The organism is Cupriavidus ulmosensis, assembly GCF_977008105.1.
Window position 1 is genome coordinate 897,766 of sequence record NZ_CDRMWP010000001.1, and the last position, 13,135, is coordinate 910,900.

The following is a 13,135-nucleotide window of genomic DNA, read 5'->3' on the forward strand; positions in this document are numbered from 1 at the left end:
CGCCTTCAGCCGAACTTGAACAGGATGCCGTGGCCGCCGCGCGGGTAGTCCCACTCGATGTTCTGGTGGTCGGTGCAGAGGATGCGGCAGCTGCCGCATTCGAGGCAGCCGTCGGTGATCAGCGTCACCGCGCCGTTGCCCTCGGCCTTGTAGCAGGACGCGGGGCAGACGAAGGTGCAGCTCTTGCTGCCGCACTCGTTCAGGCACACGTCCGCGTCCTTGATGCGGATGTGCGGCCGCCCCGCATCCACGCGGTAGCGGTTCTGGAACAGTTTTTCCTCGACGTTGACGGGGATTGCGCTCATCGGAAGGCCCTCCAGAGTTTGTAGGCGTCGCCCACCAGGCCGGTGAGGGAACGGGTGCGGCGAAAGCTCGACAGGATCTCGCGCTCCTTGGTTTTCTTGTCCACGCCGTCGACCGTGATCATGGTGCGCGCGGCGCGCCCCAGCAGCTCGGGGTAGGTGGTGAAGAACTGCGGGTTCTGGTGCAGCACGCGCGGCATGTCGCGGTACTTGCGCAGGTCCTTCATGACGAAGCTGTCGTCCAGCGCCGCCTTGTAGGCCCGCAGCGCGCCGGCGCGGTAGCCGCTGCCCGCGGCCTTGGCCCGGATCACCGTCTGCGCGGCCAGGCGGCCGGTGGTCATGGCGAGGTTCGAGCCTTCGCGGTGCGCGGCGTTGACGAAGCCGCCCGAGTCGCCCACGATCATCCAGCCGTGGCCGTAGACCTGCGGGATGGCATGGAAGCCGCCCTCCGGGATCAGGTGCGCGCAGTATTCCTTCATCTCGCCGCCGGCGATCAGCGGCGCGATCGACGGGTGGCGCTTCATCTGCTCGAGCAGCACGTAGGGGCTGGTGCGGTTCGGGTTGGCCTTGAAGTCGCCGAGCATGCAGCCCACGCCGATGGTGAGCGACTCCTTGTTGGTGTAGAGAAAGCCCGTGCCCATCATGCCGTCGGTGATCTTGCCCACCATCTCGATGACCACGCCTTCCTCCTCGCCGACGTTGAAGCGCTGGCGGATGGTCTCCTCGGGCATGAACAGGATTTCCTTGACCGCCAGCGCCACGTTGCCGGCCTCGATCTCGCCGTGGAAGCCGGCCTTGCGCGCGAGCGTGGAGTTCACGCCGTCGGCCAGGATCACCACGTCGGCGTAGACGTCGCCCTGCTCGCGGTCGCACTGCACGCCGACCACCTGGTCGCCGTCCAGGATCAGGTGCCTGACCGTGGTCTCGCAGATCAGCAGCGCGCCGGCTTCGCGCACCTTGCCGCTGAACCACTTGTCGAACTGCGCGCGGATGATGGTGTAGCGGTTGTAGGGCGGCTTGTTGTAGTCCTCGCTGCGCACGTGGGTGCCGACGAACGAGCTGTCGTCGAGCATCCACAGCCGCTGCTCGATGATGTGGCGCTCCAGCGGCGCGTCCTCGCGGAAGTCGGGAATGATCTCTTCCAGCGCCTGGGCGTAGAGAATCGCGCCCTGCACGTTCTTGCTGCCCGGATATTCGCCGCGCTCGATCTGCAGCACCTTCAGGCCGGCCTTGGCCATCAGGTAGGCGGCAGCGTTGCCGGAAGGCCCGGCGCCGACCACGATGGCGTCGAACTGGGACGGTTTCTTCATGATGTCTCTCCTCAGGCGGCGTGCCGGCCGCCGCGCGACAGGTGCTCGGCGAACGCCTGCGTCAGCGCCGGCAGCACCTGCAGCGCGTTGCCGACGATGCCGTAGTGGGCGAAGTCGAAGATCGGCGCGTTGGGGTCGGTGTTGATCGCCACGATCACGTCCGCGCTCTCCATGCCCACGCGGTGCTGGATGGCGCCGGAGATGCCGGCGGCGATGTAGAGCTTGGGCCGCACCGTCTTGCCGGTCTGCCCGACCTGGCGCTCGGCCTCGACCCAGCCGGCCTGCACGCAGGGCCGCGTCGCGCCCACCTCGCCGCCCAGCACGCGCGCCAGCTCGAACACCAGCTTGAAGTTCTCCGGGTTTTTCAGGCCCTTGCCGCCGCTGACGATGACGTCGGCGTAGGGCAGGTTGATCTTGTTGCTGCTGGCGTCGGCGATGAAGTCGAGCAGCTTGGTGACGATGGCGCTCTCCACCATGCCCAGCGTTTCCTGCACGATCTCGCCGCCGCGCTCGGCCTGGGCCTGCGGCATCGCCATCACGCGCGGGCGCACGGTCGCCATCTGCGGGCGGTAGGCCAGCGTCATGATCGTGCACAGCAGCGAGCCGCCGAAGGTCGGCCGCGTCGCCGCCAGCGCGCGCGAGACCGGGTCGATGTTGAGCTCGGTGCAGTCCGCGGTCAGCCCGGTGAGCAGCGTGGTGGCCACCGAGCCCGCGAGGTCGCGGCCCATCGAGGTCGCGCCCAGCAGCAGGATCTCGGGCTGGTACTTGTTGACGAGGTCGGTCAGGCCCTTGGTGAAGGGCTCGTTGCGGTAGCCCTGCAGCACCGCGTCGTGCACCACGTAGGCCTTGTCGGCGCCGTAGGTGAAGGCCTGCGCGGCGAACTGCTCGAGCGGCTCGGCGGGGCCGCCGAGCACCACCACGCTGACCGCGCTGCCGAGCGTGTCGGCCAGCTTGCGCGCCTCGCCCAGCAGTTCCCACGAGACCGTGTGCACCTGTCCGCGCTCGTGCTCGAGGAAGACCCACACGCCCTTGTAGGCCTTCAGGTGCTCGGGCAGCTCCAGGTTGCGGCCGGCGCGGCCGGCCGGCTTCTTCGCGGCGGGAGTAGCGGGAGTAGCGGGGGTGGCGGCGGGAGTCGGGGCGTTCATGGTGCCTCCTTCATCAGCAGGTCCGCCTCCAGGGTCGGATGGCGGGTGAAGATCTTCTGCAGCAGGTTGAGCGACACGTCGCGCAGGCTGGAGGTTTCCAGCGCCAGCATCTCGGCCTTCTCGCTGCGCGGGGTCGGGCCGAACACCTTGCTGACCACCGTGGGCGAGCCCTTCAGGCCGATCTTGCCCAGGTCCTCGATGCCGGCCTGCTCCTTGTTCCACTTGCGCACCGGATAGCCGGCCGCGTGGATCATCGCCGGCAGCGTGGCGAAGCGCAGCTCGTTGGTGTTCTCCAGCATGGTGATCAGGCACGGCAGCGCGGTCTTGAGCACCTGCACGCCGCCCTCGGCGCGCCGCTCGACGGTGATGGTGCGCTGCTCCAGGTCGGTCTCGACGATGCGCGACACGTAGGTCAGCAACTGCAGCCCCATGCGCTTGGCGATGCCGGGGCCGACCTGCGCGGTGTCGCCGTCGATGGTCTGCTTGCCGGTGAAGACGATGTCCACCGCCTGCTCGCGCGCGATCTGCCGCACGCCGGCGGCCAGCGCGTAGGAGGTGGCCAGCGTGTCGGCGCCGGCGAAGGCGCGGTCGGTGACCAGCACGGCATCGTCCGCGCCATAGCCGATGCACTTGCGCAGCGCGTCCTCGGCCTGCGGCGGGCCCATGCACAGCATGGTCACCTTGCCGCCGAAGCGGTCCTTGAGCCGCAGCGCCTCTTCCAGCGAGAACAGGTCGTACGGGTTGACGATGGCCGGCACGCCCTGGCGCATGATGGTGTTGGTGACGGGGTGGACGCGGATCTGCGCGGAGTCCGGCACTTGCTTGATACAGACGACGATATGCATGGCGATGCTCCTTCGCGTCAGGCCACGGCGCGCGCGGGCAGCGCGGCGCGCACGCTGTCGAGCGAGACGTGCTGCTGCCCGTCGACGTCCTGGAACACCTTGAACACCTTCTCGCGCGCCGGCGTGGAGACCACGAAGTCGCCGTAGGCCTTTTCCAGCAGCGCGCGGTACGAGGTGAACAGCGCCAGCTCGTCGTCGGCGGGCAGCTCGGCCTGCTGGCGGATGTACTGGAAGAACCGCTTCAGGATGTGAAGCCGGCTGACGTTGACGATCTTCTGGTCGAACGACACCCCGAAGAACTGCAGGAAGTCTTCGGCCGAGGACAGGGCCTTGAGCTGCTGGGTCAGGTTTTCCATGATGCGCATCCTCAGTTGAGGGTTTCGGAACGGGGCTGGTCGAACGCCGGTTCGGCACAGCGGTCTTCGCAGGCCTCGCAGCCCTTGCCGGGGTCCGCCCGCGGCGCCGCGCCGGCCTGCTGCTCCAGCACCGCGACGCGCTCCAGCAGGCAGGCGATGGCCTTGCCCACCGGATCGGGAATCAGGTGGTGGTCGAGGTCGAAGCCGTGGGCGGCGCGCTGGCGCCGCCGCGCCACCACGCGCCCGGGAATGCCGACCACCGTGGCGTGCTCCGGCACCGCGTCGATCACCACCGAGTTGGCCGCGATGCGCGCATGGCTGCCGACCGTGATCGGCCCCAGCACCGAGGCGCCGGCGCCGACCACCACGTGGTCGCCCAGGGTCGGGTGGCGCTTGCCCGGGTGCCAGCTCGTGCCGCCCAGCGTGACGCCGTGATAGAGCGTGACGTCGTTGCCGATCTCCGCGGTCTCGCCGATCACCACGCCCACGCCGTGGTCGATGAAGAAGCGCTCGCCGATGCGCGCCGCCGGGTGGATGTCGATATGCGTGAACAGGCGCGCCACGAACGACAGCCAGCGCGGCAGGTAGCGCCAGCCGCGCCGCCACAGCGCGTGCGCCACGCGGTGCAGCGCGAGCGCCTGCACGCCGGGGTAGATGGTCCAGACCTCCACCAGGCTGCGCGCGGCCGGGTCGCGCTCCAGCACGCAGCGCGCGTCGGCGCGCAGCAGCCGGTGCCACGGCGGCGGGGGCACGGCGGCGTCCGGCGCGATGGCCACGGCGCAGTCCCCGCCGCTCACGGCAACTCCCCCGCGGTCTCGACCGCCTCGAACAGGAAGCGGCGCAGGTCGGCGGCGCTGGGGGTCTGCTTGTACTGCATCGCGTGGTTGCGGATGCGGGTCAGCAGCGGGCCGACCAGCGCGTCGTCGAGCACCACGCCGAGCGCCTCGTAGGCCTGGCGCACGCCCTGCGAGCCCGAATGCTTGCCCAGCACCACGCTGCGCTGGCGGCCGAGCTCGGCGGGGTCGAAGCTCTCGTAGGTGGAGGCGTTCTTGGCCAGCCCGTCGGTGTGGATGCCGGACTCGTGCGTAAACACCCCGCCGCCGACGATGCTCTTGTTGAGCGCCACCGGCCGGCCCGAGGCCAGCGCCACCAGCCGGGAGATGCCCAGCAGCGCGGTGGTGTCCACGCCGGTGTCGCGGCCGTGCAGATGGCGCACCGCCATCACCACTTCCTCCAGCGCGGCATTGCCGGCGCGCTCGCCCAGGCCGTTGACGGTGGTGTTCGCGTGGGTCGCGCCGGCGCGCAGCGCGGACAGCGTGTTGGCGGTGGCCATGCCGAGGTCGTTGTGCGCGTGGATCTCGATTTCCATGTCGACCGCGTCGCGCAGCCGCGCGATGGCCTCGTAGGTGGAGAAGGGATCGAGCACGCCCAGCGTGTCGGCGAAGCGGATGCGCTGCGCGCCGCACTGCTGCGCGTGGCGCGCCACGTCGGCGAGGAAGGCCGGGTCGGCGCGCGACGCGTCCTCCGCGCCCAGCGACACCTTGCGCCCGCTCTTCACCGCCGCGCCGAGCACGCGCGTGATCTGCGCCAGCACCCACGCGCGCGGCTGGCGCAGCTTGTACTGCAGGTGGATGTCGGAGACCGGGATCGACAGGTGGACGATGTCGGGCCGGCAGCGCAGCGCCGCCGCGAGGTCGGTGTCGGTCAGGCGCCCCCAGACCATCAGCTCGGCATCGAGCTGCAGGTCGGTGATGGCCTGGATGCAGGCGATCTCCTCCTCGCCCATCGCCGGGATGCCGATCTCCATCTCGGGCACGCCGGCCCGCGACAGCGCCGCGGCGATCGCGCATTTCTCGTCAACCGTGAAGGCCACGCCGGCGGTCTGCTCGCCGTCGCGCAGCGTGGTGTCGTTGATGATGGGGTTCGACATGGCAGGGGTCCTTGGTCCGTTCCCGCTCTTCTTTGCAAGGGGTGTGCCATGCGCAAACGCGACAAAAAAACGGTGCCGGCGAACGTTGCCGGCCAGCCGGCGGCGCGGCACGCGCGGCGCGTGTCGCGAATGTTCCGTTTCTGACAGCGGGGTGGTCGGGGCGGGTGTTGGCGTTCGGATTGCCGGCGCGTTTCGGTGACTGCTGGTTTGCTCCCCTCTCCCGCACGCGGGAGAGGGGAGCAAACCAGCAGCCGTTCGGGTCCGTCAGCGCTCCCGCGCGTGATTGCGCGTATGCAGCGGCAGTTCCACGGTGAGGTCCGCGTCGCGCAGCTTCACGCAGCAGGCCAGGCGCGACTGCGCGTCCAGGCCCCAGGCATGGTCGAGCTGGTCGCTCTCCTCGTCGTCGGGCGGCGGCAGGCCGGCGCCGCCGGCGCGCACGTGGACGTGGCAGGTGGCGCACGCGCCCACCATCTCGCAGGCATGCTCGAGCGCGATGCCCGAGGCCAGCAGGCTTTCGCACAGCGAGGCGCCGCGCCGGGCCTGGATGTCCAGCCCGTCGGGGCAGAGTTCGGGATGAGGCAGTATGTGCACGCGGGGCATGGGCGCCACCTGTTCAGTCCAGACTGTCCACGGTGCGCCCGGCGAGCGCCTTGCGGATCGAGGCGTTCATGCGGCGCGCGGCGAACGCTTCGGTGGCGGTGCCGAGCGCGGCGGCGAGGCGCTTGAGGTCCGCGGCCGGCGCCTGCGTTTCGAGCGCCTCCGCGACCGCGAACAGCGCGCGCCTGACCTCGCCGTGCTCGGCCGGCGACAGCAGCGCGCCATCGGCCTTGAGCGCCGACTCGGTGGCGTCCAGCACGCGCCGCGCGTCGACCTGCGCCTCGCGCAGCATGCGCAGCTGCATGTCCGCCTGCGCGCTGCCGATGGCTTCGCGCAGCATGTCGGCGACCTGCAGGTCGGTGAGCCCGTACGACGGCTTGATCTCGACGTGCGCCTGCACGCCGCTGGCCTGCTCGCGCGCCGTCACCGCCAGCAGGCCGTCGGCGTCGATCTGGAAGCCGACGCGGATGCGCGCGGCGCCGGCCACCGCCGGCGGGATGCCGCGCAGCTCGAAGCGCGCCAGCGAGCGGCAGTCGGCGATGGTCTCGCGCTCGCCCTGCACCACGTGGATCGACATCGCGGTCTGGCCGTCCTTGAAGGTGGTGAACTCCTGCGCGCGCGCGGTGGGCAGCGTGGAGTTGCGCGGGATGATTTTCTCGACCAGCCCGCCCACGGTCTCGATGCCGAGCGACAGCGGGCAGACGTCGAGCAGCAGCCACTCGTCGGCGCCGCCGTTGCCGGCCAGCACGTTGGCCTGCATCGCCGCGCCGAGCGCCACCACCTGGTCGGGGTCGAGGTCGGTGAGCGGCTCGCGGCCGAAGAACGCGGTCACGGCCGCGCGGATCTGCGGCATGCGGGTCGAGCCGCCGACCAGCACGACGCCATCGACGTCCTGCGCCGCCAGCCCGGCGTCGCGCAGCGCGCGCCGCGCGGCGGCGACGGTGCGCGCGGTCAGCGCGGCGGTGGCCGCCTCGAAGTCGCCGCGGTCGACGTCGAGATGCAGTTCCGCGCCGCCCAGGCTGACCCGGAACGGCGCGGCGGCGCGCGCCGACAGCGCCTCCTTGCAGGCGCGCGCGGCGCGCCGCAGCGCGGCCTTGTCGGCCGCGGACTGCGCCGCGCGGCCGGTCTTGCGCAGGAACCAGCCGGTCAGCGCGGCGTCGTAGTCGTCGCCGCCGAGCGCGGCGTCGCCGCCGGTGGCCAGCACCTCGAACACGCCCCGCGACAGGCGCAGCACGGAAATGTCGAAGGTGCCGCCGCCGAGGTCGTAGACCGCGAAGGTGCCCTCGGCCGCGCGGTCCAGCCCGTAGGCGATGGCCGCCGCGGTCGGCTCGTTGAGCAGCCGCAGCACCGGCAGGCCGGCGATGCGCGCGGCGTCCTTGGTGGCCTGGCGCTGCGCGTCGTCGAAATAGGCCGGCACGGTGATCACCACGCCGGCGAGCTCGCCGCCCAGCGACTGCTCGGCGCGCCCGCGCAGCACGCGCAGGATGTCGGCGCTGACCTGCACCGGCGAGCGCTCGCCGGCCGCGGTGGCCAGCCCCACCATGCCGGGCTGGTCGACCAGCCGGAACGGCAGCGCGGCGGCATCCCCGAGGTCCGCCAGGCAGCGGCCCATGAAGCGCTTGACCGAGACGATGGTGTTGAGCGGGTCGTCGGCCGCGCGCGCCTGCGCCTGCCGGCCGACCTCCACGCCGCCGTCCGGCAGGTAGCGCGCCACCGACGGCAGCAGGCATTCGCCGTGCTCGTCCGGCAGCACCTGCGCCTGCGCGCCGCGCACCGTGGCCACCAGCGAGTTGGTGGTGCCCAGGTCGATGCCCGCGGCAAGCCGGCGCTGGTGGGGCGCCGTGCTCTGGCCGGGTTCGGCGATCTGCAGTAGAGCCATGAGCCGGTATTCCTTGTCCAGTGAGCCTTGGCGCCGCTTCGCGTCAGACCGCGAAGCTCTCGCCGCAGCCGCAGTTCGCGGTGGCGTTCGGGTTGTGGAACTTGAAGCCCTCGTTGAGGCCCTCGCGCACGAAGTCGAGCTCGGTGCCGTCCAGCATGACCAGGCTGCGCGGGTCGACCACCACCGTCACGCCGAGGCTCTCGAAGCACTGGTCCTCGGCATTGGCGGCATCGACGAACTCCAGCGCGTAGGCGAAGCCCGAGCAGCCGCTGGTCTTGACCGCGAGGCGCAGCCCGATGCCGCTGCCGCGCTTGCGCAGCGACTTCTCGACGTGGCGGGCGGCGGCGGGGGTGAGCGAGATCGTCATGGCCGCCTCACACCGAGAACGAGCTGCCGCAGCCGCAGGTGCTCTGGGCGTTGGGGTTGTGGATGACGAAGCGCGAGCCTTCCAGCCCGTCCTCGTAGTCGACGCGCGCGCCGAGCAGGTATTGCTGGCTCATCGCGTCGACCAGCAGCGCCACGCCCGCGGTGACGATCTGCGTGTCGTCGTCGCCGACCTGGTCGTCGAAGGCGAAGCCGTACTGGAAGCCCGAGCAGCCGCCGCCGGTGACGTACAGCCGCAGCTTGAGGCCGGGATTGCCTTCCTCCTCGATCAGCGCGGCCACCTTGGCGGCCGCCTGCGGGGTGAAGTCCAGCAGGCCGGGCATCGCGTCGGGTGCTTCGGGCGCAGCGGACGCGCCGGGGAGTGCGTGGGTCGAGGTTTGCGTTTCCATGTCGGTTTCCATTTCCAGTTTCTTTGCCGGAGTCGGTTGCGTGCCGGCCGGGGCGAAGCGCGGGTTCAGGGGGGCGGGGAGTCCAGGGATTCGGGAATTCAGGCGGGGTCGGCCGCGGCGTGGCGCGCGCGGAAGTCCGCCACCGCCGCCTTGATGGCGTCCTCGGCCAGGATCGAGCAGTGGATCTTGACCGGCGGCAGCGCCAGTTCCTCGGCGATCTGCGTGTTCTTGATGGCCAGCGCCTCGTCCAGCGTGCGCCCGCGCACCCATTCGGTCACGAGCGAGCTCGAGGCGATCGCCGAGCCGCAGCCGTAGGTCTTGAACTTCGCGTCCTCGATGACGCCCGCGCTGTTGACGCGGATCTGCAGCCGCATCACGTCGCCGCAGGCCGGCGCGCCGACCATGCCGGTGCCGACGCCTTCGGCATCGGCGTCGAAGGCGCCGACGTTGCGGGGATTCTCGTAGTGGTCCATGACCTTGTCGCCGTATGCCATGAGGTGCTCCGCGTGGTTGGTGAAGGATGGGGAAAACCGGGAAAGCCGGGAAATCAGTGCGCGGCCCACTGGATCGTGCTCAGGTCCACGCCGGCGCGCGCCATGTCCCACAGCGGGCTCATGTCGCGCAGCCGGGCCACCACCTGCGCGATGCGCGCGATGGTGAAGTCGATCTCCTCGGCGGTGGTGAAGCGCCCGAGCGAGAAGCGCACCGAGCTGTGCGCCAGCTCGTCGCTGCGGCCCATCGCGCGCAGCACGTAGCTGGGCTCCAGGCTGGCCGAGGTGCAGGCCGATCCCGACGAGACCGCCACGTCCTTGATGCCCATCAGCAGCGATTCGCCCTCGACGTAGCTGAAGCTGGCGTTGAGATAGTGCGGCGCGCGCCGTTCGGCGTCGCCGTTGAGCGCCACCGCCTCCATGCGCGACAGGCCGGCCCACAGCCGCTCGCGCAGCGCGCGGATGCGCGCGTTGTCGGACGCCATGCTCTCGCGCGCGAGCCAGAACGCCTCGCCCATGCCCACGATCTGGTGCGTGGGCAGCGTGCCGGAGCGCAGGCCGCGCTCGTGGCCGCCGCCGTGCATCTGGCATTCGATGCGCACGCGCGGGCGGCGCCGCACGTACAGCGCGCCGATGCCCTTCGGCCCGTACAGCTTGTGCGCCGACAGCGACATCAGGTCGACCGGCAGCTCGGCCAGGTCGATCGGCACCTTGCCCGCCGCCTGCGCGGCGTCGACGTGGAGCAGCACGCCGCGCGCGCGGCACAGCGCGCCCAGCGCGGCGATGTCCTGGATGACGCCGGTCTCGTTGTTGACCAGCATCACGGACGCCAGCACGGTGCCGGGCGTGAGCGCGGCCGCGAACACGTCCGGGTCCACCAGGCCGCTCGCCAGCACCGGCAGCACCGTGACCGCGAAGCCCTCGCGCTCGAGTTCGCGCATGGTGTCGAGCACCGCCTTGTGCTCGGTGGCCAGCGTCACCAGGTGGTTGCCGCGGGCGCGGTGGAAGCGCGCCGCGCCCTTGATGGCGAGGTTGTTGGATTCGGTGGCGCCGGAGGTCCAGGCGATCTCGCGCGGATCGGCATTGATCAGCGCGCACACCTGCTCGCGCGCCAGCTCCACTGCTTCCTCGGCCGCCCACCCGTAGGCGTGCGAGCGGCTGGCGGCGTTGCCGTACAGCTCGGTCAGGTACGGGATCATGCGCCGCGCCACGCGCGGGTCCACCGGCGTGGTGGCCGCGTAGTCGAGATAGACGGGCCGGCCATGACGGGGGAAGGCGCGGTCGCGGTGGAGGTCCGGCATGGCTGGCTCCTGGAATGTGTGGGGGTGGCAGTGGCTGCCAGGCAGCGGCATTTCCGCAACTTCCATGCCACTGGCTTTTTGCGCCGCATGGGCCGGCCGGGCGGCGGCGGCTGTTGTTTTTGTCGGAGCGCGGCCGCTGCCGCGCGGCGGCGGTTGTCCCGTTTGTCGGATTTGTGCGGGTGGCGCGCGGGGCGCGCGTGCTCCGTGTTGGGGACGAAATCGCGGCATGAATCTTGCGTGATTTTTCGCATTCCAATAGTCCGTCCTCACGCTGTGCCGCTGGCTCGAACGAGCGTGGCATCGCCCGCAACGGGGGGAACCATGCTGAAAACACAGGCAACAGAAGCTCGCCGCGAGCTGGATGCCGTCTACGAGGTCAGCAAGACGCTGGTTTCGTCGCTGGACGTCACCAAGACCTTCCGCGAGGCGCTGAATTATCTTTTGCACGCGGTGGACTGGCGGCGCGCCTTCGTGGTGCTTGGCGAGCCCGAAGGGCAGCTGCGCGGCCTGTGCGCCGCCGGCATGTCCTACGACGAGCAGCAGCGCCTGCGCTTCAAGGTGGGCGAGGGCATCGTCGGGCGGGTCTACGGCAGCGGCGTGCCGGCCATCGTGCGCGATGTGCGCGACGAGCCGCTGTTTCTCAACCGCACCGGCGGTGCCGACCTGATGCCGGGCGCCTGCATCGCCATGCTGGCGATGCCGATCCAGGCCGACCGGCGCATGCTCGGCGTGCTCGCCGTCGACTGCCTCAATCCCGGCGGCCTGCGCGCCTTCACCGACGACCTCCATCTGATGAAGATCGTCGCCACGCTGATGGGACAGGCGCTGCTGCTCCACCGCAGCGTGAGCGCGGCGCACGACAACATGCAGGCCGAGGTGCGGCGCATGCAGAAGGTCATCAAGCCGCGCCACCAGCTCGACCAAGTGGTGGGCGTGTCGGCGCCGATGCAGGAGGTGTTCGGCCAGGTGCGGCAGGTGGCGCCGGCGCGCACCACGGTGCTGCTGCGCGGGGAGAGCGGCACCGGCAAGGAAGTCATCGCGCGCGCCATCCACAACCTGTCGCCGCGCAGCGGCGAGGCCTTCGTCTGCGTGAACTGCGCTGCGCTGACCGAGTCGCTGCTGGAGAGCGAGCTGTTCGGCCACGAGAAGGGGGCGTTCACCGGCGCGCAGGGACAGCGCAAGGGACGGTTCGAACTGGCGCACGGCGGCACGCTGTTCCTCGACGAGATCGGCGACATCTCGGCCTCGTTCCAGGCCAAGCTGCTGCGCGTGCTGCAGGAGCGCGAGTTCGAGCGCGTCGGCGGCGGCACCGCGGTGAAGGTCGACGTGCGCCTGATCCTCGCCACCAACCGCAACCTCGAGCGCATGGTCAAGTCCGGCGAGTTCCGCGCCGATCTCTATTACCGCATCAACGTGGTCAGCATCCAGTTGCCGCCGCTGCGCGAGCGCCGCGAGGACATCCCGGCGATGGCGCAGCACTTCCTCGACCGCTTCAACCGCGACAACGGGCGCGCGATCCGCTTCAGCGCCGAGGCCATGCGCGTGCTGACCAGCTGCTACTGGCCCGGCAACGTGCGCGAGCTGGAGAACTGCGTCGAGCGCACCGCCACTATGACGCACGACGGCGTGATCAACCGCCTGGCGTTCCTGTGCCAGGAGGACCGCTGCCTGACCAAGGTGCTGCACCACCTCGAGCGCGAGGACGCGGTGCGCCCCGGCAGTCTGGCCGGCATCCCCATCACCGAGGTGCCGATGGCGGAGCCGCAGCACGCGGGCGCCGACGGCGCCGCCATGCCGCCGGGCTGGCCCGCCGGCGTGCCCGGCGTGCCCGGCGAGAACCCGCCCGACGCACAGGCGGCGGCGCCCTGCGACGGCAAGCCGGAAGGCGAGCGCGAGCGGCTGATGTGGGCGATGGAACGCTGCGGCTGGGTGCAGGCCAAGGCCGCGCGGCTGCTCAAGATCACGCCGCGGCAGATGGGCTACGCGCTGCAGAAATACGGCATCGAGGTGCGCAGGTTCTGACCAGGGCGGCGCGCGCGCGGCGCGCCGCTCTCCCGCTTTTTCCGTTTTTTTCCGCTTCCCCGCGTTCCGTCCTCCCCCTTCTCTTCTTCCCCGCTTGCGCCATCATCGACGCCACCACAATGGCCGGCGTCGCCGTGTGCGCTTTGTCGCAAGACCGACAGAATCGGGCCGGACTGTCGGTGCG

At 70.7% G+C, this 13,135-nt stretch carries 14 protein-coding genes; 1 reads left to right on the forward strand and 13 read right to left on the reverse strand.

Translation table 11 applies throughout. The features are described from left to right. Positions 1 to 5: 5 nt before the first annotated feature. The 13 genes from ACWTPI_RS04075 to ACWTPI_RS04135 all read right to left on the reverse strand — a co-directional run bounded on the left by ACWTPI_RS04075 (position 6) and on the right by ACWTPI_RS04135 (position 10,929). Complete coding sequence (locus ACWTPI_RS04075; RefSeq protein WP_020202124.1) at positions 6 to 305, reverse strand: ferredoxin family protein; 300 nt, start codon at positions 303 to 305, stop codon at positions 6 to 8. Then, positions 302 to 1,612 carry an FAD-dependent monooxygenase gene (locus ACWTPI_RS04080; RefSeq protein ID WP_020202123.1) on the reverse strand — a complete coding sequence of 437 codons (1,311 nt, stop codon included), beginning with the start codon at positions 1,610 to 1,612 and terminating at the stop codon, positions 302 to 304. Before ACWTPI_RS04080 ends, ACWTPI_RS04075 begins: the two co-directional genes overlap by 4 nt. An 11-nt stretch (positions 1,613 to 1,623) precedes the next feature. Beyond that, positions 1,624 to 2,757 carry an electron transfer flavoprotein subunit alpha/FixB family protein gene (locus tag ACWTPI_RS04085; RefSeq protein ID WP_454731001.1) on the reverse strand — a complete coding sequence of 378 codons (1,134 nt, stop codon included), beginning with the start codon at positions 2,755 to 2,757 and terminating at the stop codon, positions 1,624 to 1,626. Continuing rightward, positions 2,754 to 3,602 carry an electron transfer flavoprotein subunit beta/FixA family protein gene (locus tag ACWTPI_RS04090; protein ID WP_020202121.1) on the reverse strand — a complete coding sequence of 283 codons (849 nt, stop codon included), beginning with the start codon at positions 3,600 to 3,602 and terminating at the stop codon, positions 2,754 to 2,756. The genes ACWTPI_RS04085 and ACWTPI_RS04090 overlap by 4 nt, the downstream gene beginning before the upstream one ends. A 17-nt stretch (positions 3,603 to 3,619) precedes the next feature. Next, complete coding sequence (gene nifW, locus ACWTPI_RS04095; RefSeq protein ID WP_059410740.1) at positions 3,620 to 3,958, reverse strand: nitrogenase stabilizing/protective protein NifW; 339 nt, start codon at positions 3,956 to 3,958, stop codon at positions 3,620 to 3,622. An 11-nt stretch (positions 3,959 to 3,969) separates the two neighbouring features. Next, positions 3,970 to 4,755, reverse strand: a complete 786-nt coding sequence (gene cysE / locus ACWTPI_RS04100) for a serine O-acetyltransferase (RefSeq protein ID WP_020202119.1) — start codon at positions 4,753 to 4,755, stop codon at positions 3,970 to 3,972. Then, positions 4,752 to 5,888, reverse strand: coding sequence for a homocitrate synthase (gene nifV / locus ACWTPI_RS04105; RefSeq protein WP_020202118.1), 1,137 nt, complete (start codon positions 5,886 to 5,888; stop codon positions 4,752 to 4,754). The genes cysE and nifV overlap by 4 nt, the downstream gene beginning before the upstream one ends. A gap of 264 nt (positions 5,889 to 6,152) precedes the next feature. Beyond that, positions 6,153 to 6,488, reverse strand: a complete 336-nt coding sequence (locus tag ACWTPI_RS04110) for a 2Fe-2S iron-sulfur cluster-binding protein (protein WP_454731002.1) — start codon at positions 6,486 to 6,488, stop codon at positions 6,153 to 6,155. A 13-nt stretch (positions 6,489 to 6,501) separates the two neighbouring features. Continuing rightward, positions 6,502 to 8,364 carry a Fe-S protein assembly chaperone HscA gene (gene hscA, locus ACWTPI_RS04115; protein WP_454731003.1) on the reverse strand — a complete coding sequence of 621 codons (1,863 nt, stop codon included), beginning with the start codon at positions 8,362 to 8,364 and terminating at the stop codon, positions 6,502 to 6,504. A gap of 43 nt (positions 8,365 to 8,407) precedes the next feature. Further along, positions 8,408 to 8,731: an iron-sulfur cluster assembly protein IscA gene (gene iscA, locus ACWTPI_RS04120; protein WP_020202115.1), complete on the reverse strand. Its 324-nt coding sequence runs from the start codon at positions 8,729 to 8,731 to the stop codon at positions 8,408 to 8,410. 7 nt (positions 8,732 to 8,738) lie between these two features. Then, positions 8,739 to 9,071 carry an iron-sulfur cluster insertion protein ErpA gene (gene erpA / locus ACWTPI_RS04125; protein ID WP_052165828.1) on the reverse strand — a complete coding sequence of 111 codons (333 nt, stop codon included), beginning with the start codon at positions 9,069 to 9,071 and terminating at the stop codon, positions 8,739 to 8,741. A gap of 164 nt (positions 9,072 to 9,235) precedes the next feature. Continuing rightward, entirely contained in the window at positions 9,236 to 9,631 is a 396-nt protein-coding gene (iscU, locus tag ACWTPI_RS04130) for a Fe-S cluster assembly scaffold IscU (RefSeq protein ID WP_020202113.1), read from the reverse strand. Positions 9,632 to 9,684: 53 nt separating this feature from the next. After that, entirely contained in the window at positions 9,685 to 10,929 is a 1,245-nt protein-coding gene (locus ACWTPI_RS04135; protein ID WP_059410644.1) for an IscS subfamily cysteine desulfurase, read from the reverse strand. Between the two features lie 321 nt (positions 10,930 to 11,250). On the opposite strand from ACWTPI_RS04135, the gene nifA reads away from it, so the two are divergent. Next, entirely contained in the window at positions 11,251 to 12,951 is a 1,701-nt protein-coding gene (gene nifA, locus ACWTPI_RS04140) for a nif-specific transcriptional activator NifA (protein WP_454731004.1), read from the forward strand. Positions 12,952 to 13,135: the final 184 nt, after the last annotated feature.